The sequence below is a fragment of the Salinibacillus aidingensis genome, from assembly GCF_055393355.1.
This window is the reverse complement of record NZ_AP043759.1, coordinates 564,804-589,567: the sequence shown is the minus strand read 5'-3', so window position 1 is coordinate 589,567 and position 24,764 is coordinate 564,804. Positions and strand designations below refer to the sequence as shown.

Annotated in this window: 23 protein-coding genes; 5 read left to right on the top strand and 18 right to left on the bottom strand. The window is 40.2% G+C overall.

Going from position 1 to position 24,764, the window contains the following annotated elements; genetic code table 11:
• Positions 1-85: 85 nt before the first annotated feature.
• From fdhD to ACZ5OK_RS03275, 3 genes are all read right to left on the bottom strand, one after another.
• Positions 86-892, bottom strand: coding sequence for a formate dehydrogenase accessory sulfurtransferase FdhD (fdhD, locus tag ACZ5OK_RS03285; RefSeq protein ID WP_343840246.1), 807 nt, complete (start codon positions 890-892; stop codon positions 86-88).
• A 159-nt stretch (positions 893-1,051) separates the two neighbouring features.
• The gene (locus ACZ5OK_RS03280) at positions 1,052-3,403 is read right to left on the bottom strand and encodes an FdhF/YdeP family oxidoreductase (protein WP_343839147.1); all 2,352 of its coding nucleotides are present in this window, start codon (positions 3,401-3,403) and stop codon (positions 1,052-1,054) included.
• Between the two features lie 190 nt (positions 3,404-3,593).
• Positions 3,594-4,871, bottom strand: a complete 1,278-nt coding sequence (locus ACZ5OK_RS03275) for an L-lactate MFS transporter (RefSeq protein WP_343839145.1) — start codon at positions 4,869-4,871, stop codon at positions 3,594-3,596.
• A gap of 75 nt (positions 4,872-4,946) precedes the next feature.
• On the opposite strand from ACZ5OK_RS03275, the gene ACZ5OK_RS03270 reads away from it, so the two are divergent.
• Entirely contained in the window at positions 4,947-5,195 is a 249-nt protein-coding gene (locus ACZ5OK_RS03270; protein ID WP_343839143.1) for a hypothetical protein, read from the top strand.
• Positions 5,196-5,241: 46 nt separating this feature from the next.
• Here the strand turns inward: ACZ5OK_RS03270 and ACZ5OK_RS03265 are convergent, their stop codons facing one another.
• The 8 genes from ACZ5OK_RS03265 to ltaS form a co-directional block, all read right to left on the bottom strand.
• Positions 5,242-7,173 (bottom strand): fructose-1,6-bisphosphatase, encoded by a 1,932-nt coding sequence (locus ACZ5OK_RS03265; protein ID WP_343839141.1) that lies wholly within the window; start codon positions 7,171-7,173, stop codon positions 5,242-5,244.
• Positions 7,174-7,257: 84 nt separating this feature from the next.
• Entirely contained in the window at positions 7,258-7,827 is a 570-nt protein-coding gene (locus tag ACZ5OK_RS03260; RefSeq protein ID WP_343839139.1) for an RNA polymerase sigma factor, read from the bottom strand.
• A 31-nt stretch (positions 7,828-7,858) separates the two neighbouring features.
• Complete coding sequence (locus tag ACZ5OK_RS03255) at positions 7,859-9,091, bottom strand: hypothetical protein (protein WP_343839137.1); 1,233 nt, start codon at positions 9,089-9,091, stop codon at positions 7,859-7,861.
• 13 nt (positions 9,092-9,104) lie between these two features.
• Positions 9,105-9,938, bottom strand: coding sequence for a hypothetical protein (locus tag ACZ5OK_RS03250; RefSeq protein ID WP_343839135.1), 834 nt, complete (start codon positions 9,936-9,938; stop codon positions 9,105-9,107).
• Positions 9,935-10,624, bottom strand: a complete 690-nt coding sequence (locus ACZ5OK_RS03245) for an ABC transporter ATP-binding protein (RefSeq protein ID WP_343839133.1) — start codon at positions 10,622-10,624, stop codon at positions 9,935-9,937. The genes ACZ5OK_RS03250 and ACZ5OK_RS03245 overlap by 4 nt, the downstream gene beginning before the upstream one ends.
• A 2-nt stretch (positions 10,625-10,626) precedes the next feature.
• Positions 10,627-11,004, bottom strand: a complete 378-nt coding sequence (locus ACZ5OK_RS03240) for a GntR family transcriptional regulator (protein ID WP_343839131.1) — start codon at positions 11,002-11,004, stop codon at positions 10,627-10,629.
• Positions 11,005-11,191: 187 nt separating this feature from the next.
• Positions 11,192-11,710: a CBO0543 family protein gene (locus ACZ5OK_RS03235; RefSeq protein WP_343839129.1), complete on the bottom strand. Its 519-nt coding sequence runs from the start codon at positions 11,708-11,710 to the stop codon at positions 11,192-11,194.
• A gap of 337 nt (positions 11,711-12,047) precedes the next feature.
• The gene (gene ltaS / locus ACZ5OK_RS03230; protein WP_343839127.1) at positions 12,048-14,138 is read right to left on the bottom strand and encodes a lipoteichoic acid synthase; all 2,091 of its coding nucleotides are present in this window, start codon (positions 14,136-14,138) and stop codon (positions 12,048-12,050) included.
• Between the two features lie 415 nt (positions 14,139-14,553).
• Between ltaS and ACZ5OK_RS03225 the strand changes: the two genes are divergently transcribed.
• Together ACZ5OK_RS03225 and ACZ5OK_RS03220 are read left to right on the top strand one after the other, a co-directional pair.
• Positions 14,554-14,766, top strand: coding sequence for a hypothetical protein (locus tag ACZ5OK_RS03225; RefSeq protein ID WP_343839125.1), 213 nt, complete (start codon positions 14,554-14,556; stop codon positions 14,764-14,766).
• A gap of 51 nt (positions 14,767-14,817) precedes the next feature.
• On the top strand, positions 14,818-15,993 hold the full coding sequence (locus ACZ5OK_RS03220; RefSeq protein WP_343839123.1) for a GNAT family N-acetyltransferase: 1,176 nt from the start codon (positions 14,818-14,820) through the stop codon (positions 15,991-15,993).
• Positions 15,994-16,511: 518 nt separating this feature from the next.
• On the opposite strand, the gene ACZ5OK_RS03215 is transcribed toward ACZ5OK_RS03220, so the two are convergent.
• Together ACZ5OK_RS03215 and ACZ5OK_RS03210 are read right to left on the bottom strand one after the other, a co-directional pair.
• Positions 16,512-17,702 (bottom strand): DUF4317 domain-containing protein, encoded by a 1,191-nt coding sequence (locus ACZ5OK_RS03215; protein WP_343839121.1) that lies wholly within the window; start codon positions 17,700-17,702, stop codon positions 16,512-16,514.
• A 49-nt stretch (positions 17,703-17,751) separates the two neighbouring features.
• Positions 17,752-19,158 (bottom strand): vWA domain-containing protein, encoded by a 1,407-nt coding sequence (locus ACZ5OK_RS03210; RefSeq protein ID WP_343839119.1) that lies wholly within the window; start codon positions 19,156-19,158, stop codon positions 17,752-17,754.
• A gap of 272 nt (positions 19,159-19,430) precedes the next feature.
• Between ACZ5OK_RS03210 and ACZ5OK_RS03205 the strand changes: the two genes are divergently transcribed.
• Positions 19,431-19,652, top strand: coding sequence for a hypothetical protein (locus ACZ5OK_RS03205; RefSeq protein ID WP_343839117.1), 222 nt, complete (start codon positions 19,431-19,433; stop codon positions 19,650-19,652).
• Positions 19,653-19,699: 47 nt separating this feature from the next.
• Here the strand turns inward: ACZ5OK_RS03205 and ACZ5OK_RS03200 are convergent, their stop codons facing one another.
• The 5 genes from ACZ5OK_RS03200 to ACZ5OK_RS03180 form a co-directional block, all read right to left on the bottom strand.
• Positions 19,700-20,596, bottom strand: coding sequence for a fructose bisphosphate aldolase (locus ACZ5OK_RS03200; RefSeq protein ID WP_343839115.1), 897 nt, complete (start codon positions 20,594-20,596; stop codon positions 19,700-19,702).
• A gap of 421 nt (positions 20,597-21,017) precedes the next feature.
• Complete coding sequence (locus tag ACZ5OK_RS03195; RefSeq protein ID WP_343839113.1) at positions 21,018-21,599, bottom strand: DUF4256 domain-containing protein; 582 nt, start codon at positions 21,597-21,599, stop codon at positions 21,018-21,020.
• Between the two features lie 164 nt (positions 21,600-21,763).
• On the bottom strand, positions 21,764-22,450 hold the full coding sequence (locus tag ACZ5OK_RS03190) for a response regulator transcription factor (protein WP_343839111.1): 687 nt from the start codon (positions 22,448-22,450) through the stop codon (positions 21,764-21,766).
• Complete coding sequence (locus ACZ5OK_RS03185) at positions 22,447-23,052, bottom strand: sensor histidine kinase (RefSeq protein WP_343840244.1); 606 nt, start codon at positions 23,050-23,052, stop codon at positions 22,447-22,449. Before ACZ5OK_RS03185 ends, ACZ5OK_RS03190 begins: the two co-directional genes overlap by 4 nt.
• A gap of 228 nt (positions 23,053-23,280) precedes the next feature.
• On the bottom strand, positions 23,281-23,643 hold the full coding sequence (locus ACZ5OK_RS03180; RefSeq protein WP_343839109.1) for an SRPBCC family protein: 363 nt from the start codon (positions 23,641-23,643) through the stop codon (positions 23,281-23,283).
• 172 nt (positions 23,644-23,815) lie between these two features.
• Here ACZ5OK_RS03180 and ACZ5OK_RS03175 point away from each other — a divergent pair, with 172 nt between their 5' ends.
• A complete protein-coding gene (locus tag ACZ5OK_RS03175; RefSeq protein WP_343839107.1) occupies positions 23,816-24,739 on the top strand; it encodes a threonine ammonia-lyase in 924 nt (307 codons plus the stop codon).
• Positions 24,740-24,764 lie beyond the last annotated feature (25 nt).

Below are 24,764 nucleotides of genomic sequence, written 5' to 3'. Positions count from 1 at the left end.
ATCGTATCGGTATCAAACCAGCATGTCCAATGATGAGCTTGTCAGCCACAAAACGAAAATAGGCTAGAATCCTATCTCAAGAGATTCAAGCCTCTGTACCGCTGACCTCCAGCAATCGTTCCGGATGGGTATAGACGTTCAGTTTATTCCCCCTGACAAATCCTATCGTCGTAATCTGAAGATCATTGGCCAGACGAAGAGCCAAGTCCGTCGGGGCAGATTTTGAAATTAAAATCCCCACCCCTATTTTGGATATTTTTAATAACACCTCTGATGAAATACGGCCACTGAAAACAATCAGTTTATCCGACAGTCTGATTTTGTTTTTGATTACATGACCATAAATTTTATCCAGAGCATTATGACGTCCAATATCTGTACGGATCGTGAGCATTTCATCCAATGTACAGAGGGCAGCATTATGGACGCCGCCTGTCAGATGAAAATACTCTGAATGTTCCTGAAGCTCCTTCATCAGCGATAAGCTCTGATCCACCGTAATCATCATTCGGCTTAGGACCGTTTTCGCTGTTTTTACATCATTTTTAAAATAAAACTGACGACTCTTCCCGCAGCAGGAACCGATAAAACGCTTTGAATGACTCTCAGTATCCTCAGGTAAGGGTTTATGCAAATCAACATAAATAAACCCGGCATCCTCATCCATATCGATGGATTTTATGTCCTCATAAAAGAGAATAAGACCTTCTGAAGCAAGAAAACCGACGACCAGATCATGTAAATCCTCAGGGGAACAGACCATCGTTGCAAATTCCACCCCATTCACAACAACGGTAACTGGCAATTCTGTTGCGATCATTTCGTCCTTCTCAGATAATGCTTCCCCGTCATATTCGATAATATTCCAATGGTTTATGGTTCCATCTGACATAGACATAGACATTCACCCTTTTTAAATCAGATCCCAATCCAGTCCATTGATCCGTACGTAATAGAGGTAAAATAGGGAGGGATGCTACAGGTTATTTTCTAATCCGCAGCTGCCTCCCACTTTTATTCTATCCATCATATGTTTCTATCATGACTCCTGTTAATGTGGATCCATCTCCAGCTCCTCGATTCGTTTTTCTACATACTTAGTATCCTTATGCGCATAATAGGTTTCTGCTTTTTCTACGATCACTGATGTATTATATTCCGGAATTCCGGCAAATTCTTCATAAACACCTTTAGGGATTAAAGCATTCCCTTCCGGCCAATGAACTTCTATATTCCCCTGTTTAATCGGTTCAAATTTTGCCCGGCCGTTGAATGTACCATGCTGATTGTAAACAATGATGGTATCGCCTTCCTGAATTTCATGTTTTTTCGCATCCTCTTCATTCATAAGAACATCATCACGGCTTGCATTATTAAACGGGTCGGATTCACTGTAAATCATCGAGTTAAATTGCTTTCCGCGCCGGGTGGTTACATTGAAATGTCCTTCCGGCTTCCGGAGCTCCGGAACCTCCACAGCAATAAGATTTCCTTTTCCATCCGGAGTCGGGCATTCTCCCCCTTCACATAACCAGGCACCGCCCCATTGAAAGACATCCCCTTCCTCACTTAAATGCTGGATGCCATCGTAATTAGGGGCTGCCTCGGCAATCTCATTTCGAATCTGCTGGGCCGTTTCAAAATTTATTAAGTGCTGGTGATCAGGCTTTACTCGTTTGGCAAGATCCACGTAAATCTCCCATTCCGCCCGTGCCTCTTCTATTCTTGGACCTTTAATTTCCGGTGATAAATAGACCATTCTTTCCGTCGATGTTGAGGTTCCACCACCAGGCTGCTCATATCTCGTCATGGCAGGCAGCACAATCACCGCTTCTTTAGCATCAACAAAGGTGGATGTATTAAAAATAATATCCTGATGCACCCGGACATCAATATTTTCCAGGCACTGTTTCACAAAATCAGGGTTTGGCATCGTCTCCAGGAAGTTTCCACCTGACATATAATAAAGCTGCAGTTTCCGCTCGTGCTCCTCGGGAAGAAGAGCATTTTCAAGGGAAACCCCGACAATATCGCCCTGCCAGTCAGGAATTGGAAAGCCCCAGACTTTTTCCACACGCTTTCGGTTTTCTTCATTCATCGGTCCTCCAGGTAACACAAATGGGGCTGCACCCATTTCCCCGGAGCCTTGAACACCAGAATGTCCCCGAATAGGCATAACTCCGCAGTTCTCCCTGCCAATAAAGCCTCGAAGCATAGCCAGATTGGCCACCTGTGACACATTATCCGTACCGAAACGATGCTGGGTCAGACCCATGGACCAGACAAAAACACCTGACTTGGATTTGGCCAGAATTTCAGCAAGTTCCCTCATTCTCTCCTTCGATAACCCGGATGATTTTTCTAAAATACCCCAATCATAATCGGTAACTTTTTGCTTTAATTCTTCAAAGCCATTAACATGCTGCTCAACAAACTCATAGTCGATGGCCGATCCTGGTTCCTGTTCCTCCATTTCAAACCAGTGCTTCATGATGCCATGCATAAAGGCAATGTCTCCGCCAATGTTGACCTGATAGACATCATCGGCAAGTTTTGTTCCAAATAATGCAGAATCCGGAATCGATGGTACCCAATATTGATCCATGGACGGCTCATAATAAGGATTGATGATGATAATTTTCGTTCCCTTGCGCTTTGCTGCATACATATACTTGGTGGATACCGGCTGGTTATTGGCGGCCACAGATCCCCAGAAAACGAGGACGTCGGTTCCAATCCAGTCTTTATAATTACAGCTTGATGCCCCGATTCCCAGTGAACGGGATAAGGCTGTCTTGGAAGGAGAGTGACAGATACGGGACGCATTGTCTATATGATTCGTTCCTAGGAAACGAGCGACTTTGCCCGCTGTATAATACGTTTCATTCGTAATTCCTCTTGATGTTAAATAAAAGCCATAACGTTTGGGATCCAGCTGTTTCATTTTTTCCGCCACGGTATCCAGGGCTTCATCCCAGGACAAACGTCTGAACCTTTTTTCTCCAGGCTTGCGAATAAGCGGATAGGGAATGCGTCCTAACTTCCTTAATTCTGTACTGCTCATTTTTCTTAACTCATCAATGTCGGCATGAACCACATCCTCTTTCATGGCCGGCATAGTATTCAGGCGGAGTACGTTTAATCTGGTTGTGCATAGATGCGGACCTTTAAGAGTCTGATCTTGTAAACCGAGCACCCCTAAAGCACATCCATCACAGACGCCCTTACGTAAAATTCGTGTTGCATATGGTAAATGATCTTTATTTTCCCAGGCAACCTTCATCATATCCCGAATATGATGGGGCTTTATTTTCCCCAAACCAAAAGGTACCTTACTCACCCATAAGTCCGGATCAGGTTTTTTCGGCAGCTTAACAGGACCGGAGTGCTTTGTGTTTCCCACAGAAATCCCTCCGTTACGATTAGTTTTGATTCTATTTATATGAATCCTGTACGAAATTTAAAACCTCAAACATGAAGCGGTTGTTTGATTACATCAGTGGCTCTCCATTCAAATTCCGAAAACGCGAAAACGCCGTAATGCATCTTAATGATAGACACTACGACATTTCCGTTTCCGATTCACAGAATAATTACAGCTCTGCACCCGCCATATTTGGATTTGGCTCTTGCTGTTCGTTCTGCAGCTTTTTAATATCGGACCGTATCCATAGAGACAGCCCAAATGCTGCCACAAACAGCACGCCAAAAATGTACAAGGTAGAATTATAGCTGTTGGTTAAATCATAGACAGCTGATAGAAGAATAGGTCCCACAACTCCGGCGAGTGCCCATGCTGTTAAAATATAGCCATGGATGGCGCCAAGCTGTTTCGTTCCAAAAATATCCCCAATAAATGCCGGTACAGTAGAAAATCCTCCTCCATAACAAGTGAGTATAGCAAACACTAATACCTGGAATAAAAGCGCACTATAAGCGACTGGCAGAGTGAAGAAAGCAATGATCTGGATTACGAAGAAGGCTGTATACACATTGGGCCTGCCCAGATAATCGGATAAGGATGCCCAGCCGATTCTTCCTAATCCATTAAACAGACCCGTAAGCCCGACCATTGCAGCCGCAGCTATTGGTGTCATGCCCGCAATTTCCTGTGCCATTGGGGAAGCAACAGAAATGATAGCGATTCCACAAGTGACATTAATAAATAACATGAACCAGAGGATATAGAAACGGCGGGTTTTTACTGCTTCATTTGCTGTTAATTGAGCGAGATCCGGTTTAATTTGCTTCCCTTTACCCTCCTGCTGGTCAGCCTTAAAACCTTTGGGAACCCATTCCTTAGGAGGCGGTGCTAAGTATTGGGAAGATGCAGTCATCACCACAAAATAAATCACACCAAGAATATAGAAGGTCGCAGAAATCCCAACGGACTCAATTAACGCTGCGGCAGCTGGTCCGCTAATTAAGGATGCAAAGCCAAATCCCATGATTGCTAAACCTGTTGCCAATCCACGCCTATCCGGAAACCATTTCACAAGAGTGGATACCGGTGCAATATAACCAATTCCCAAACCAACTCCACCGATCACTCCATAGAACAGGTACAATAGATACAAAGACTCAATGGATGTTGCCAGCCCTGAACCCGCAACACCAACACCAAAGAACAGCGCTGCTAGCATACCTGATTTTCTTGGACCCTGTTTTTCTACAAACCTTCCCATAAATGCTGCTGCCAGCCCAAGAATAAAGATAGCAATACTAAAGGCCATGGAAATTTCCGTTGTTTCCCATCCATACGAATCGGCCATTGGATTGGTGAATACACTCCATGCATACGCAGAACCGATAGAAATATGGATGCCTACAGCGGATGCCGCAATGAGCCAGCGATTCTTCACTTTTTTCATAGGGTACCCTCCTAACAATTTTTCTTAAAAACTTAAAAATAAAGGCTGCATCTTGTCTGATGGCCATCCCGCTTTATGTCCTCCAATCCAGGAGAAGTATGTCACGATTTTTCAGGGGAGCATCAAATAAGACCTTTTGTCGATACCCTATTATTGTATGTCCTTTTTTATGAATATTTTGTGAAAACCAAAGGCGGTGTACATAACTTATCAGGAATTTACTGGCCGTTTATCCCCCACTTAGTCTTGTTGGGTTATCCTCAAGACTTGAAGTGGGGGTATTACGGCCAGTTAATGCGTGATAAAAAACCTTACAAACGTTAAACAGAAGCATTTGTAAGGTTGCATTTTCCATTTTCAGATTAAAACCTTATTTCATATAGCGATATTCCAGGAGACTCTTCAAAACAGATATTTCCTTTAACAACTTTTCTCCTATATTTGTTTCCAGAACCTTCTTCCGTTCCAGTTCCTTGTCTACCAATCTTCTTACAGATAAGACGTCTGTTCCATTTTGCAGCACATCCTCTTTTGAATGGAAATGCTTGTGGGCAACAAGCTGCATCCCATAGGAATTATACAGCAGCGTATAACCTGCAATACCTGTAGTTGATTGATAGGGTTTCGAAAAGCCTCCATCAATGACAATCATCTTTCCGTTCGCTTTGATTGGATTTTCTCCATCAATCTCTTTGACAGGTGTATGGCCATTGATAATGTGACCCTGGTCTGGATCTAGGCCAAATTCCTGTAAAATGTTACGACAGATGGTTTCATCCTCGCGTAAATAATAATACGGGTTCTTCTCCTCTTTGTGGGTTTCTTTATCCTTAATAAAGTACCGCTCAAAAGTGGTCATCGCTCTTTTTCCAAAGAGGGAGGAATATTCTCCTGTCCATAAGTACCAGACCATATCGGTGGCAAGATCATCACTTATTTCAGGATGAGCAAACGCCTCTCTTAAATAGTCTTCAAATCTATCAAGCAAATCCCGCCCTGAATAGGTTTGATTTTCAATTTGCATATGCTCCATATTTCCATTTTTATCGATAGGAATACAGCCATGAATTAAGAGGTTCCCATTATATTTCAAGTATAGGCTTCCTTTTTTCATAAGAAAGTTCATATGTCTGGCCAGCTTTTCCGAATGCTGAACAGAGAATAACAGCCTCTCCAGCACCTGCTTTTCTTCGTCTAATAGCTGATCGGGCTGTTGCGGGTTCACAGTGGCAAAGCACGTATTTTCCAAAGGATACGTTTTCCCCTGGATAGTAATTTCATGATTTTCATAATCCATCTTTTCGAGCAGAAGACGATCAGCCATATTAAAATAAGGCCGTCTCTTAATGATTGGTATTTCCAGCTTGAACTGAATCATCGCGATAGCCTGATGGATTTTCGTAATTTGCAGCTGCTCCGATTCCGTTATTCTTTTATCGGATGGTCGCTTCGGTCGAAAAGCCGGATTGTCCTCATAGTATTTTTCTGCAAGATTGAGAAGAGGCCTAAGATTGATTCCATATACATCTTCAATAATATCCAGATTGTCATAACGGGCACAGATGCGAATAATGTTCGCCAGGCAAACCTCTGAACCGGCATATGCTCCAAGCCACAGCACATCATGATTGCCCCACTGAATGTCGACCGAATGATAGTTCATAAGTGTATCCATAATTTTGTCAGGATCCGGTCCCCGGTCATAAATGTCACCCACAACATGCAGATGATCAACCACCAGTCGCTGAGTCGTATAAGCAAGACCGACAATAAGCTTATCAGCCTGGCCAAGGGAAAGAATCTGCTGAATAATTTTTGTGTAATAGGATTTCTTATTTGTAAATTCATCTGACTTGTATAAAAGCTCTTCTATAATATAAACAAATTGCCGGGGAAGGGCCTTGCGTAACTTTGACCGTGTATATTTCGAGGATGCATAGGCAATCAATTCAATCAATTGCTCAATGGTTCGTGAATACCATTCATTTAATTCCTGATGATGATCAAAGCGATTTTTGAGCAGCTGTAATTTCTCTTCAGGATAATAGACCAAAGCCGCCATTTCATTCATTTCATCTTCTGACAAACGATCACTGAACAGGTCTCTGATTTTCTCCTTCACTTTCCCTGAACCATTTCTAAGTACATGCTGAAAGGCTTGATACTCCCCGTGTAAATCACTGACAAAATGCTCCGTCCCTTTTGGTAAATGAAGAATAGCCTCAAGATTAATAATTTCTGTAACGACTTTATCTTCACTGTCATATCTTTGTGCCAATAAATCTAAAAATTGGTTATCCAAAGTAATTGTCCCCTTTTCCCTTTGTCTATTACCTAAAGTATACGTTTCCACAATTATATCAAAAAAAGGAGACCAAATTCTGATTCATTTGATCTCCTGATTGATATGGATATGATATTGATCTCTTAACATTTTCCTTGCCCGAAATAACCTTGTTTTGACGGTCGATGGCTTCAGATTCAGATGATGTCCAATTTCTTTCAAGGATTGTTCTTTATAGTAAAAACGTGTTATGACTTCCAGATATGTTGCTGGCAGCTTCCTCAGATGATGTTTCAGTTCTTCCCTGTCACACAGCCTTAAGAACTCAGATTCTGGCGAGGACATGTTGCCTTTGTACATAAAATCGATATCTTCAGAAAGCAAATCACGGCTCCGATAGCTCTTTCGTAAAAAATCAATACAATGATTTTTTGCAATGCGACACATCCATGTATGAAAGGAACAATCACCTTTGAACTTATCACGGGTAACGTAGCATTTTACCAAAATTTCATGTGAAAGGTCCTCTGCCAAATAATGATCTTTTACATAGGAAAGGGCGATGGAAAATATTTTCTTTTTACATTCAGCATAAAGCTCATTTACATCCTGGTCCATCATACGTTGATTTAAGTTTGCCAGGTAAACCGCTTTGTTTTGACTGGTTTCCATATGATCATCCTCTTTTCTTAAAAAGGACACCCTATTTTACAAAGATATCATGAATATATAAATCATAATCTTCTATCTCATCCTCTGAATTTTTTATTCTTAATTCCCCCTTAAAGAGAGAATCACCTGTCTTCAAGTCAGCAACTATAACACTTGCAGTTGTATTTGAATTCATCCGGTTGGAAGCCGCATACAACTTCCCATCCTTTATCTTAATCAGTGGGGGCACTTCATTCATGGGTTTATCGGATAATTGAAATAAATAGGAATCTCCCAGCTGTTTCTTCTCTAAATGAAAAGGCGTTACCATAACCTTTTGTCCATTTACTTTCGTCAGGTAAATCGCGGACCCGTCAAATGCACTTATTTCATTCTCTTCTAAATTTAAGTCTTCAGAGAGTCTTCTTTTTTCTTTGGTTTTCAGATTGTAGGATATAGCTTCCCGACTTGTGTCACCAATTCTTGTCGATTCCCTATCCTTTATGACCTCTCTTTCCGTTGTCAGGAATAATAGCTTTTCATGCATTTTCGTTGATCCTTCTGCTTCAATGAACGTTATGTCGAAATGAGTATTGTCCTGTCCTTTTGGTTCTTTGATAATCGGTTCATGTTTTATGAACTTCTGATTGGCCATATCAATTGTATAGATATGTTTTTCACCATAGAGTCTATCACTATTATTATCTCTGACCATATTTTCTGTGATGATGTTTAATTCACCATTTATGATCTGTACATCATCCACAAAAACATGATCCATTTTGTTAGCGTCTGGCACTTTCATAGTAAAAGAGTCTGTGCTGTCCTCTTTTTTATTTAAAATATCTATTTCAAATGTATAATCCTTTGATTCACGGGAATTAAACCCGATTTCATAATCCACATTTGCATAAGCAAGAAAGCGATCGTTCTCAAAAAACAAATTCTCCGATGGACTCTTCCCCCGCATGAAGCCCCGATATTGCTCCTGCAGACTTTCTATCACAGGCATCGGGGATCCAATCAGTCGATTAAGAAAAGATGGATTTCTATATTCTGTCCCCTGCCTGGTGATTTTTAAGTCCCTGCTTACATAATTCCCTGAGGAAGCACCCTGATAGGACCCCTCCAGCACCAATGGCTCCAGCTCTTTCGTATCCCCGCTTTCTTTCTTAATCACAAATTCAGGGTTTTGATCTGCCGATATGGCTGAATTCACATAGAACGTTCCAATACTAAGCACAATAACAGCAATAATAGCTGTAAATTTCCAGTATTTTTTCATTGTGTACACTCCCTTATACCGTTACCTTTTTCTTCAGCAGGAATCCACTCATCCATATGGAAACTGCCAGTACAATGATCCCCATTACAATTTCAATGACAAACAGTTCCATCGGATAAAAGAACCCATTTAGTACCAATTCTTGTAAGAGTACGGGGGAAATGAGAACAAGAATAGCCATGGCACTATAAAGCACACCCGCAATGATTCCTTTCCATTTAAAGCTTCTTTCCATTAAAATCGCAGTAAATAAAATGGCAACAGCCAGCAGTCCTGCTCCATAATACAAAACAAATTCAACAAAGCTGTTCGGAATAATAATCGTTAATTCCGGTATACTGGTAATTGTCTCTTTAACTCCCATATCATTCCGGAAATCATCAGGTACCATCCATTTCAATACCAATGCTTCAAAAGGTAATAAAATTAATTGAAATGCCACCAGTCCCAGTGTCATGATGAGTATATTTGAAATCTTGGCGAAAAAGATATTTAACCTCGTTGTTGGAAGCATTAACAAACGGTAAATAAACGTGTTTTTTCCAACCCAGTCACGGTACCAAACCAGAAAAATATAAAATGCTACACCAGCTGCACATAAAGCAATGGGTCCCAAAAACCATACGCTTCTTACAATGTGTGCAAAACTGATTTGGCCATAATCTGTTAAAAACTGTGCTTTCGACATTAGGTCTTCATTCATCTTTTCATTAGCCCTACCGAGATACTCTCTTGACTGTACAATCACCCCAGCCATCTGGACTACAAGGGTTATGCCCAGCAAAATGGTAAATAGTTTCACAACTCGGTTAAATTCAAAATTAACGAGCTTTAAGTAATTTTTCATCCCTGGTACACCTCTCTCATCACATCGATTACAGACATTCCGTCGTCTTCGCGTGCTTTTTCAGCGTCAAATTCTTTGGTAACCACCCCGTCATCCAGCAGCACAACCTTATCGATTAAATGTTCAATATCGCTTACTTCATGAGTCGTGATAATCACTCCTCTGTTTTCAATCAAGTGGCTTGTAAACACATTTGCGATTTCCTCACGACTGAACATATCTATACCTGAAAATGGCTCATCCATTAAGATATAATCCACATCTAAGGCCAAACCAAGCAACAGGTTTACCTTGGCTGTATTTCCTTTTGATAAGGAGGCAATCCGATCATCTTTATGTAATCTGAAAAAGCCTAATAGTTCCCTCGCACGTTCCATGTTCCAGCAAGTATAAAAATCATTCATAAACTCCATGGCTTTCTCTATAGTCATGTTTGGGAGCATCGTAAGTGCATCAGGAATAAAGGAAATTTTCTCAAATGTCTTTTCCTTAATCGGCTCTCCATCTAATAGAATCTCCCCTTTTTGAACCGGGGTCAGAGCCATAATTGCATTTAAAATCGTTGTCTTTCCTACCCCATTAATCCCTATCAAGCAGGTGATTTCACCCTTTTTCGCAGTAAATGACACGCCCCTAAGTATCTTCTTACGACCAAATTTCTTCTCAACCTCTTTCACTTCAATCATGTTTACGCCTCCCCATCACTCTCAAGGTACTTTTTTCTGACTAATTCAAGCAATTCATCCACAGGTACATTAATGGAACGAACGGATCCAACAAAGGTATCTACAGCTTCTATAATTAATTCATCTCTCACCCTTCCCAATATTTCTGTATCTGTCGTAATTTTACTCGGAAGATTTCGTTCTGTATAAATCAAACCCTGCTCCTCCATTTCCTTGTACGCCCGTTGCGCCGTATTAGGGTTCACCTTCAACCTGTTTGCAAGTTCCCTTCTTGATGGTATTTCCTCTCCAGGCTCCAGTTCACCAATGGCAATTTTCTCTTTGAAGTACCGTATGATTTGCAAATAAACGGGATCCCGATTGTTAAAATTCACACTCATCGAAACAACTCCTATACGACCATGAAGTAACTACCTCATTTTTAGTGTGTGTATTAATTGGTTCATACATCTAAGGTGTATTATATGCATAATACACCTGGTTGTCAATCCTGTGCTTAACTTTTTTAACCATTTATCTTTCAGGTCCTGTTATATACCACAGGACCCATCCGATGCAGACTCCAAATTAAAATAAAGTTATCCCCGTATAAACTCCCATTAAGAAAATGGTGACAATGACTACAATATGAAATACAATCCAGGCCCATCCGCCGTATCGGAAGGATTCATGAGACATCGGTTTTCTTAAATGAGGGGGGATCATTTTACTTCCTAACAATTCAAACAACAGGTAGTACCCCCATCGTAATGAATAGGAGTCCCATAAATCCCATTCTGGTCCAAATTTAAAGATCGGTGTAATCATTAAGACAGCCTCCGCAACCATCCCAATATGAACGATTCCCCAATAGAAAGGGATTTTCCATATCCACTTTTCAGGACTGAATCTCACTCCTAATAGTACAGCTAAGGGAAATGCTGTTGAAACCAGACCAATCGGCATAAGTAAATCACCATGCAATAGATTATTCGGAAATGAATACAGTCCTGACCACGTGAAAAGATAGCATAAAACATTTGCAGAAACTGCAGCAAATATATATAGAAGACCGTATTTCTTCCAGTCTAATTTTATAAAGTACACACACCCTAATCCCATTATAAAAATAGTTAGCAACATTCCAGCTTTGAGCAAAAGCATGTTCTCACCTGTGTTTTTGTCTTATCCTTTCCGGAATCGAACACGCTCATCCTTTTGATATGATTTTATAAAGTGAAACTTCCATCAGTGGGGGGTCTTTCCATCCCCCACTGATGGTTAGTTGAACTTATCAGGTTTTTACTGGCCGTTTATCCCCCACATAGTCTTGTTGGGTTACCCTCAAAACTTGAAGTGGGGGTATTACGGCCAGTTAATACGTGATAAAAAAACACACCCACAAAGATGTGGATGTGTTTTAGCTAATATGCGATCATGATCTTTATTGTTGCTCTTCTGCTTTTGTTTCGTTTTGATTTTGGTCTTCCTCTTCATAACCTTCTTCTTTGCTGCCTTCATTCTCACTGACATCTACCCTATTTTCATTTGAAGCTTTAGTATCATCTTCTAAATCTTTCACACCATCAGTATCATTAATCTTTTCATTTTCTTTTAACGTTGGATAGAAATAGTCTCCGGTATTTACAGGCTCCCACTGTTCATTTGGAGAGTAGAATCGAAGCAGATCTCCATTTAACACTTTATCTGAAAGCTCCAGCTCATGGTGTGCCGTTTCTTTCATATTTAACATTGATTCAGTAGGATCTGAAATTTTCTCTCCCGTTTTATTATTATAAAAAGCTCCATCTACATAACTGTATTTGTCAGTAATGAAGTCTCCATTACGGAATGGAACCATTTCCTTATGATCCTTAGAGAACATATCGGTACCAAACAGAATGTAATCCTGTGCGTCTATACCTAATAGATGTAACAATGTAGGCATCACATCAGTCATTGCCGTGTACTCATGATTAATTCCCTGTCCTTCAACACCAGGAACTTTGATGATAAACGGAACCCGCTGTAATTGTGCGCTCTTAAATGATGTAATTTTTTCTCCGGTAATTTCCTTCATAGCCCGATTATGATTTTCAGAAATACCATAATGGTCTCCATAAATCATAATCACGGAATCCTCGTATAATCCAGCTTCTTTTAGATCTTCAAAGAACTGTTTTAAAGCTTCATCCAAATAGCGGGCAGTCTGGAAATAGCGGTCAACAGATGGATCACCTGTTTCTGCCGGTGCAATGGTCGCATCCTCTTCATCAATCAAATAAGGGTGATGATGGGTTAAGGTCATCATATGCGCATAAAATGGTTTTTCCATGTTTTTTAAGTATGGCATGGACTGTTCAAAGAATGGTTTATCTTTCAGACCGTAGTTAATGACATTTTCCTTACTCATGTCGTAATAGCTATCATAGTAAAATTCATTGACACCCAGACTTTTATACATATTATCCCGATTCCAGAATGACTTTCCATCCCCATGGAAGACAGCGCTTGTGTAGCCTTGACGCTGATCCAGAATAGCCGGAAGTGCCTGGAACGTATTGTCTGCTTTTGTTGAGAATGCAGACCCATTTGACAGTCCATATAAAGAGGTATCCGTAATTAATTCCGCATCAGCGGTCTTTCCCTGTCCGGTCTGATGGAAGAAATTATCGAAATACGTGAAACTCTTACTCTCATCGTGCACCAATGAGTTTAAGAAAGGTGTAACCTCTTCTCCATGCAACTTATAGTCAATAAGAAAAGACTGGAAGGACTCCAAGTGAATCTTTATAATATTTTTCCCTTTAGCCGCACCAAACAGTTTTTCATTAGGCTGGGCATATTTTGCTTTGGTATAGTTTTGAACTTCTGTAATATCATCACTATCTGCCAAAACTCTCTGGGTTGAGTTTTCTATATTCTGGGCAGCATCATAGAGGATAAAGTTATACATCCCCAAATACTTCACCAGATAATTCCGGTCAAAAGTCCGCTCCAACAGCTGTGGACGGTCATCTTCGGCTAAACTCAGGTTCACACTAAACACTACAAGACCTGTAGCTAATACAAGCAATGGTTTACGCAATTGCAAACGTTCAAATGTCCAGTTTGGTTTAAATTTCTTATAAAGGAAAATTAAAAGGACTATGTCAAACAGATAGAGAATATCATAAGGGGCCATCAAGTTTAAAATACTGCCGCCAAGACTTCCAAAGTTATCTGTCTGCATTAATGTAGCGAGTGTAATAAAGTCACTGTTAAATCGATAATAAACAACATTTGAATACAAAATGAAGCTCATAATCGCTTCAACGATAATGATTCTTCTTCCTATTTTATGTCCTTTTGAAAATAAGGCAAGACCAATAAAGATCAATCCTGAGCTAAGTGGGTTAAAGAATAGCAGGAACTCCTGCATAGATCCACTTACACCAAGAGTAAATTCAGTTTTATATATAACATACGTTTTTATCCAGAAAATAAATACAGCAATTGAGAAGAATCCCATTTTAGAGGACAATATCTTCTTCATTTTTTTCACCTCATAGGCTTATAATTTAATAGCTTCATAAAACATGATTTTATATATCCTTCGTCGTGAAGTCAACTTTTTTTCGTTTTTTAGACTGATAGATTTTAACAGCAATTTATCCTATTTTTGCCATCGACAGTTCATCATAAGAATCTATGTTCAAGATTAACATATATTCCATTATACAACGAATATATATTATATATAAAAAGTAAATTTTTGTAAACCTGTTTAGCTAAAAATGAGATATTTTTCATAAAAAATTCATGACTCCTGGCTTGTCTTAAAGTACATCCTCCATTTGAAATCCCTTTTCATTCATCATTTATGTTTTGCCTATTACACTGGTATTTCCTCTTACATATACTATGGATAATTCTGAATGATATGTCATTGAATTGATGAGGTGAAAGCGATGCCGTGCCTGCCGGGATATCGTTATTGTGGCCCGGGCTGCAGAGGTCCGGGTCCCCCCGTTAATGCGCTTGATTATTTTTGTATGCAGCACGATGCCTGTTATCAGAGGGGTGGCCATAGAAGATTTTGTGATGAAGTATTTTTAGATCAATTGCGCCCATACACACCTGAAATTCCCGTTCTTCATATCATTTATGTCAGTGTATGGTAAAATAACCCCTAAGTAAGCGTTTGAGCAATACCTATAGAAGGAGGTTCTATCTTGAGTAAGATACATAAATTGTCAGTTGAAGATTTTGAAGAGATTTTTGAACTTTCCCAATTTGCCTTTCAATACAATTTAAGTGAGGAACAATTAAGTAAAAAGAAGGAAGAAGCTAAGCGGCACATCATATGGGGATGGAAGGATCGTGAAGGTTTGGCGGCTAAATTGCACCTCCTTCCATTAAACTGCTATATCAATGGAAAGAACTTTAAGATGGGAGGAATTGGCGGGGTTGCCACGTGGCCGGAATATCGCAGACAGGGAATGGTAAAGCAATTACTTTTCCACGCTTTAAACCATATGAAGGCAAATGGCCAGACAATCTCGTTTCTTCACCCTTTCTCCTTTCCTTTTTACCGAAAATACGGCTGGGAATATGCTTTTAATGAAAAAACGTATACGATTCTTACTGAGAAATTTAAAAAGAACTGGGAAATAAACGGTTTTGTAAGGCGTATCAAACAGGATATTCCCTTACTTAATCAGTTATATAACGAATACGCAGAAAACTTTAACGGGATGCTCAATCGAGACGAGAAATGGTGGAAACAGCGTGTCTTAAAGGATGAATATAACATCGCTGTGGCCTATAATAATCAAAAAACCCCTGTAGGTTATGTGATGTATGTGGTAAAAGATGAGATCATGAATATCGGGGAAATGGTATATAGCCATGTGGCAGGACTGAGACAATTACTACATTTTATTGGCAATCATGACTCCATGGCCAAAAAGGTGAAAATGGTTGTTCCTGAAAATGACCTCCTTCCCCTTTTCATTGATGAGCCACGGTTTGATCAAACTATCAACCCATATTTTATGGCACGAATTGTTGATGTCCAAGCCTTTTTAAAAAGTTATCCTTTTGATCGTACCTCCAAAAACGTTTTGCTTTCTCTGGGGATTATGGTTGATGATGAATTTTTCCCGGAAAATACAGGGACTTATATCCTGAACTTATCCAAAGATACCACCAGTGTGACATTTAGCCACTCCCAGATACAGCAGCCTGCCATTTATTGCTCAATACAAATTTTAAGCAGTATGCTGTTGGGCTTTAAACGCCCCATGGAATATTATCTTGCAGGTTTATTGGATGGAGATGAAAAAGCAATTGAGCAATTGGAAATGATTATTCCAAAGCGGCAGACTTATCTCGCTGATTTCTTTTAACACGATATCCTCAGTTACTGAAGGAAAATGGAATGAATTTAGCTAAGGGATGCCCATTCAGCATCCCTTATTTTGTTGTACTATTGCATGCAGAAAAAAGCACTGATTAATTACGTCCACCTCTGGAATTTGATTTCCCTTTTCCTCTTCTTTGTTCAGCAGGTATTCGATCCTTATCGTTTCTTTGCTTCTTCGGTGCATGTGAATCTTTAACCATGTTTTGCCCCTCCATTGATGATCTTATGGGACTGACGGTCTAATCTTAGGTCCAATAGAAGTTGGACATGTGTCCCAACAATATCAGTCTTAGTCTGTCCATTAAAAGCAGCGTTATTCTCTGATGATTAATGTGGTTTATGTGAAGGAAATCTCACTAGTTAATCTCACTAGTCGCTGTGCGCTGCAGGCGAACGTAGCTTCTAATGATTTCTTAATCACAAATAGTCCTGGACAAGAAAACAAAGGCGCAAGTGTGGACATCAATTCTCGGTTTGAATTCACTTATGAGGGCGTGCTGCTTACTCTGTATCTTCCGGTGCCTTTTTGAATAAAGCCTCCGGGATCATTTCAAAGCCATCTATCACAGTATTTTCTTCAACTTCAATCATTAAGTAAAGCTTTCCATTTACGTCAACCTGGCGAACATAACTAAGGTCTTGCGGACTTATGGAAATATCCGCTACCTTTGTTTTGATTTTGATTGATTTTGAGTCATATTTCGGAATGATGTTACTTGCCTTCAGCTCATACTTTTCATCATCAACAACGCTCTTAAAGGCTGTTTCCAGCCTTTCCTCATTTATATTCTCGACTCCGCTGCTCTTTAAAACCTTTTCAACATCTTTGTAATCTAATTTCGGGGTATCCTCTTCCTCATTTTCTTCCAGCACACGGTGAACCTCTTCGTAAACATTGGACAGGGTGGACGTATTCATTTGTTCCCCGGCTACGTTCTTGACAACTTCCTCAAAAACAAATTTCTCTTCCTCTGCTGTGATTACTTCTTCTGCATTTATGACTTCCTCAATAAAATGTTCATTCATATCAGCGTCTTTCCCGGCTGAATAAAGGATGTAATTAACATCTGACGCATTGTCTGTAATGGTGGGAAACAAAAATCCAGAGATGGGAGCTTTCAGATCGATAACGGGATCAACTGCAATATTATACTTAAATTCCTTCTCCACATAGTCAAACAGCAGTTCTTTTTTCGGATCCTGCGTTTGGTTCACACTGCAAAGAATAAAAGGATGGGAATAAACCGTGTCCCGTTCACTTTCTTCCGCCTCGTCATTGCGTTTTTTCATTGGCTTCATGTATTCGCCGCGGATAAAGGTTACAACAATATCCATTTCATACTGCTTATCCTTTAGCATTTTTTCTACGATTTGAAGCATTTGATTCGTCCAGTCTTCAGAGGTTTGACTAAGCATTCCCTGATGAAGAATGAGCTGACTGCTGTTTTCCGCATCACGCTGGAATTTAAGTTCAAATAGTTTCTGGTCGAGCTGACCGGTTAGGACCTTTTTAAAGTTATTCATAAATAGTTCCTTCTGTTCCTCTTCCAGCATTTCAAAAGGCATGCTTTGATAATGATAAACCTCGCTGGACTCTTTCATAATATACACATTAAAAATTTCACTAATCGTCAGTAGGTCATTATTTACTTTAAATTGTTTACGAATATTGGCGATGTCTTTCTTGTTCAATGATGTTCCTCCTTGATGTGGTGCCTGTCACCACCCGAATTTTGTCGAATTACCACAGGTCGCCTTGTTCATCTTTTTTTCTGCTCATTTCTTCTTTCCATTGATCTACGCGTTCCCTGATATCATCGGCGATTGCATCGACTTCATCCAACTTTTCTGACCTTAACTCCTGAAGTTCATCAAATCGAAGGCTATAATGTTCTGATATTAAATCCCTTAATTGATCGACGACTTCATCGGAAACCAATTCTTCCTCCTGTAAAATCGACACAGCCTCATCATATCTCTCATTTTCCTTTTTTACCAGTGCTCTGATTTTATCATGATCCACATCATACTCATCATATTTGTCTAAAATTTCCCATGGGCCTGGCGCTTTCGTATGAGCCCATGCTAAGTCAACCCGGGAAGGCAGCCATTCATATTCAATGGTTTCCTTTAAATCGTCTGCATGATCCGCAGAGTAATACTCACCATTTCCAGCATCTGAGACAGTTTTCAGTTGCTCTTCTGCATCTTGATCTACATTAAAACCGATAATATTTACCTTACGATGATCATTATCTTCAACAAATGACTCGGCGGATGCAACCGGATCTCCATCACAGGTCTCGACCCCATCGCTTACAATATAGACTGTTATTTCACCTTTCATCCCTTTACTCATTTCGGCGGCTTTATCAATCGCACCAGCTAATGGTGTCCATCCCTTACTTTCAAATTTATTCAGCGATGCTCCAAATTCCTCTTTGTCATAGGGACCCATCTGATAAATTTCCTCAATCCCCTTACAGGATTTTTGTTTATCGGCGTCAGCTTCTGAGCCTTTATGTCCATAAACAATCAGGGATACATCCTGTTCCTGACCGATTACATCTGCAAACTCCTGAACGGCATCTTTGGCAATATTCATTTTCACTTTTCCATCGACCTTTAACAGCATGCTGGAGCTGGCATCCAATAAAAGGATAGCTTTTCCATTTTCAGCGATTTTCCCTTCCTCTTCTTCATTTGCCCGCTTTGCACCGGGTAAATCGGGCGCTGGAAATTCGGGCTTATAAGCTTCGGCTGTCTCTATGGCTGAAGCATAATTTGGTGTACCGAGTAATTGTATCAAGGCATGTTCCAGCTTCTCCGGGTCCTCTGTCTCAGCGGCTATTGTTTCTAACTGACCTGTCAGCTCCTGTTTCTTTTCAGACATAAATTCTTCTACATTCATGTCCAGTTCCTGCTGTACAGACAGCTCCTCCATTAAAATTCCACCAGTCTGATTCTTCATGCCCTCCCTGGAAGGATCCACAGCGGAAAGACCGGAGATGTCGAGTAAATCGTTCTCCTGACTCTGCTGATTCTCAGCTCCTGTCTTTGCATCTGACTTGTTCTGTGATGCATCATCTTTACTGCAGGCAGATAAAGCAATAATGAAACAGAATAATAGCAAAGCAAACTTTTTCAATCCCTACACACCCCTTATAACGGCAATCTTTTACAATTAACATTGATGCTATTTCATTAAATGGTCAATATTACCAAATAACTAAATCGATGGAGAGTGTGTAGGCAGAATGCACTACAAGATGCTTTAGTGCTTTAGTGCGATGAGGGACAGTCCCAAGGAAGTACTGGGACAACCTTTAGACAAGATTCTTGTTATATCGGGGTATTCTCATCATAAGATGTCTATATAAGGGACTTTATTTATATTCATAAGGTGGTGTGTGCATAGACATGAAGAGATTGTATAAAGGGCTGATCGGTGCGTTGATTGGGGCTTCTACAGCTGGTATGTGGTTAGGATTGGATCTAGTTCTGCCCGAACCATACGGGGACTATCTATTATTCGGACTCATGGCTGCGGTCAATGGGATTATCGGGTGGCAGATCTTTTACGGGGTGCCTGCCACCACCCGAAATCGGTCGAATGTTGTCGAAAAAAATCCTCACAAATGACAGTTCATTTGTGAGGATTTTTGACCTTTTACTCTGAAAGGCTTTTATTAGTTATTTTTATTTACAGAAGCGTCATAAATGGAATCAACAGCTTCTTTTAATGTAGTGTTGAACTCTTCGTCAGACTGATTAACTCTTAATTCTGCACTAAGAGCTCTGGAGAAGCTTGCGATTAGCCCTTCGTTATCCTTAAGCTTTTCGTTTGCTTCATCACGGGAATATCCGCCAGATAGAGCAACAACACGGACAACCTGTGGATGATCGATGAGCTCTTTATAGTGATTTGGATTTGTTGGAATGGAAAGCTTCAGCATAACAAGTTCATTTTCATTTAACTGGTCAAGATGCTTTTTGATTTCCTGTTTTAAGATTTCCTCGGATTGTGCTTTATCGGCACTGTTAATGTCTACCTCAGGCTCAATAATTGGAACAAGTCCGGCATCAATAATCTTCTGACCAACTTCAAATTGCTGATCGACAACTTCTTTAATGCCTTCTTCGTTTGCTTCTTTGATTACAGAACGCATTTTAGTTCCGAACATTCCACGCTCATTGGCTCTCTTCAGCGTTTCGTCCAGGTCATGAATAGGTTTCATTTTCTGAACACCATTAGATTCTTCAGCAAGACCTTTATCCACTTTAAGGAATGGTACAATACCTTTTACATTTGCTAAGTAATCGCCAGTATATTTTCCTTCGATTTCGCGATCCATGGTCTGCTCAAATAGAATAGCGCCAAGAATCTTCTCAGGATCAAAGGCTGGTGCTGTAATAATTCGAGTTCTCATCTCATGTACAAGATCAAACATTTCGTCCTCAGTTGAATATTGATCTTCTGTCACTCCATACCCAGCAAGTGCTTTTGGTGTACTTCCACCACTTTGGTCAAGTGCAGCAATAAAGCCTTTTCCGTTTTTCATTCTGTCTAAATGTTTTTCCTGCATTTATTTCACTCCTATCAATCATTACATTACTAAGTAACATACATCAGAATTATAACATTTTTTCGGCGCGATAAGGAACTTTTGATATATAAAAGAGTATTCCGATAATTCACTAAACATATAGTCCTCATATCGTAACCGATGGATGCGGTACCCCCGGGTATTTTCCCGTCTGCATGCCATTTTTGTCTCTTCACAAGGCAGCATTTTTTATTAGTATGTTCCATTCCGCAAAATAAATGAGCAATGGACTTAAAAATTTCTACTATATCGAAAAGCCTGAGCGTATTCTTTTTTTCTCTCTGTTCCAGTAGGTTACCCGCTTGTCCAATTCAGGGTTGTCAGCTGCAAACTCTTATGTTTTCTAAAATCTTTATAAGTTATTTTCCCGTCATTTGATTTTTTAAACAGCCCTGTAAATTCAAACCCTCAGCAACCCGCGAAATCCTCTCGAGCTATAGTACGACGAAGCACCATTGTGATACACGAAAACATGTCCATAACGGAAGTCACAAAAAAGTGCACCGCCGAGTTCTCTGATATCAGATGGTGTTCGTACCCAGCTCGAAGTTTTCTTATCAAAATCCTCCAGATCCTGCAACGTACGATACTGTTCTTTTGTTAAAAGTTCAATGCCCATCTCAGCAGCCATATCCATTGCGGAATTTTCCGGTTTATTTTTTTTCCGGGACTCCAATGCCTCACGATCATAACAAACACTTCTCCGGCCTTTAGGACTTTCCGTTGAACAATCGCAAAATATATACTTCTCCGTCTTTTCATAATACCCAATTACATCCGGTTCACCTTCCGTTCTTTCCATTTCATTAAGTGACCACAGTTTATCGGGATTCCCTTCCAGCCTTTCCTGGATTTGAGCCCAATCAAGTTCCTTATGCCGGTGCATATTCTTCTCAAAGCGTGCCTGTAATACTCGGAGTAATTCCTCCCGCTGTTCCAAAGACAGCTCCTTTTGATTGTTCCCGTCATTTTTCTGTGTCATGTGCGATTCCTCCTTTAAATTCAGTACCTGATATCAAAAAATCTCAACCAGATAGATTCTTTACAAACCGTTCTATAAAATCATAACAAGTATCACCATTTTAACTTAATCCTTCTACAAGAAAAACGAAGCTCCTGTGAACTTCGCTTATGTCATTCCCCTTTTTATTTTTTAAATCGATAGCCTACCCCCCATATCGTTTCAATATACGTAGGGCTGGCGGGAGATTCCTCTATCTTTTCCCGTATTTTCCTTATATGGACCGTGACGGTGGTTATATCTCCCAACGAGTCAATGCCCCAGATTCGCTCAAATAATTCTTCTTTAGTAAACACACGATCAGGATTTGACGCCAGTAAAACTAATAAATCAAATTCCTTTGCCCGCAACTCTTTTTCCTCTCCATTGACATAAATCCTTCGTGCACTAAGGTCCATATGCAGTCCTCTCATACGGATCTCATCTGGTTCAGGATTTCTATTTACAAGTCGATCATACCTGGATAGGTGAGCTTTTACCCTTGCAACAAGCTCACTCGGGTTAAAAGGCTTCTGGATATAATCATCGACACCACGATCAAACCCGCGAATTTTATCAATGTCCTCTTTTCGCGCTGTCACCATTAATATCGGGATATCGAGTCTTTCCCGCAGTTGCCTGCATATATCAAAGCCATCCACACCCGGCAGCATTAAGTCCAGAATGATAAGGTCATAATCCTTCTCTTCTGTCATCCTTACTCCTTGTTCACCAGTTGAGGTAATGTCACAGAGATAGCCATTCACTTCCAGATAATCTCTTTCCAGTTCAGCAATATCCATTTCATCCTCAACAATCAAAATCCTTTTCATGATGACACCTTCTTCAAAGTAAAATAAACGCTCGTTCCTTCTCCAGGTTCACTTTCAGCCCAAACGTGGCCACCATGCTCTTCAATGATTCTTTTAACGATAGCCAGCCCAAGTCCACTGCCTCCTGTTGAAGAATTTCTTGATGCATCTGTTCGGTAAAAGCTTTCGAAAAGGTGAGGGATATCTTCCTCAGCGATTCCACTTCCATTATCCTTTATTTCAACCCTGACCTGCTGAGACTGGTTCTCAGATTCTAAATGGACCCTGATTTTTTTACGATCCTTATTGATATATTTTAAGCTGTTTTGAACGATATTAGTGACAACTCGTCTAAGCTGCTCCCGATCTGCTTCCACCAGGTAGGAATTATTTTCATTCGCATGCAGGGTTGCCGTCCCCCCTTCTTTTTCTAAATCAAATGCCAATTCATCGATAAAATCAGCAAAATAAGAATATAAATCTACCTTCTCCATTTCTAACGGTATTTGTTCGATATCCAATTTGGAATACTGAAAAAGACTATCGATAAGAGTATCCATATCGCTGGCTGCTATTGATGGTTTCCAAGATGATTTCCTCCTTGTTTTAAGCTCTGTAATCATCACTTAAATAAACCACCTGGAGGGATTGTTTCTTAACGAAGGATTTTTTAAAAGCTCAAAGCATACATTAGAGCTTTCTGCTATGAAATCCTGATCCAATTAAGCATTATTAATAAATAAAGCGACTGTTCTCAGTGAACAATCGCTTTATGAATTGAATGTTTCATCTATCAAATTTTTTAATAAATGAACTGTCCCACCATGCAAATTCATAATTATGGTAATGGTTTATCCCCTCTCCAAATATGTTATTAGCGCATCGAGATCCTTGGCACAGGCTTTCTTGAAGGAGCCCGCCATCATCTTTCCAAACAGTTTTGTCAAGCCAGTGAGCCCCTTTATCTCACCATTAAGGGTGATTTCTGATCGTTCTTCTGATGAAGTGATTCGGTATGTAAAAATAAATTCTCCTTTGCCTGTTGTTCCTTTCGTTCCGTCACAGCGAAGGACAATTTTTTCCGCCTCCTTAAGCTCGACAACTTCAAAATGTTCATAGGCCTCTTTTCCAAACATCTTTCTTGTTTCCTTCCACTCGCTCCCCTCTTTCATGGGACCATCATCCAACCTCTCCATTCGAACAAGTCCCTGCATATTATGGCACCACGAATAGAAACAGAGTGGCAATTAAGCATAATCCTTACACATAAGACAGACCAAAATCATGGGTGTATGTTACTATTAGTAAACAATAAAACTTTTTGCAGAAGGATTCCAGACGCTTATGTCTTCATTCATAATAGATGTAAAAGGAAGGTGAGCTGACATGATTATCGTGCATGATATTTTACAGGCTCGTGAAAACATCGCTGATTACATTCATGAAACCCCTATTCTCCATTCTTCTCAGCTTAGTGAAATATGCGGGAATGAGATGTATTTTAAAGCAGAACACTTGCAGAAAACCGGGTCGTTTAAAATTCGCGGAGCTTCCAATAAAGTAAGGAAGGCCGCACGGGAAGGAACTACATATGTAACTGCAGCCTCAAGCGGGAACCACGGTCAGGCGGTGGCCTATATAGCCCGGCAATTAGGTATACAGGCTACTATTGTGACACCTGTTGATTCAGCCGAAAGCAAGAAAAACGCAATCAAAGCCTACGGAGGAAAAATTGAGGAGTGTGGAACCACGTCAGCAGAACGGCTACCAAGAGCAAAAGAGCTGGCAGACGAACATAACGGGATGTTTATTCCACCCTATGATGATCCCTTGATAATGGCTGGGCAGGGCACCATCGGTTTAGAAATCATGGAGCAACTGGAGGATGTTGATGCTGTTGTTGTTCCTATTGGTGGTGGCGGTTTAATATCAGGGATTTTGACAGCTATTAAACAAACGAAGCCAAAAGTGAAGGTCATCGGGGTTGAACCTGATACAGCTAACGATACATTTCTTTCTTTGAAAAATAAAAAGATCACAGCGATACCTGCGACCACCACGATTGCTGATGGACTCAGAACCAGTCAGCCTGGACATATGACATTTCCTGTTCTTCAAAAATTTCTGGATGACCTTGTCCTGGTTTCAGATGAAGAGATCAAACAGGCTCAGAAGTTTGTGCTGGAACGAATGAAACAGCTGATTGAACCTTCAAGTGCAGTGACCGTAGCAGCTGCAATGAATGGAAAATTAGGAATTAACGATAATAATGTAGTGTGCGTGCTTTCAGGTGGAAATGTAGATGTTTGAGGTTCATTTATCAATAAAACAAGCC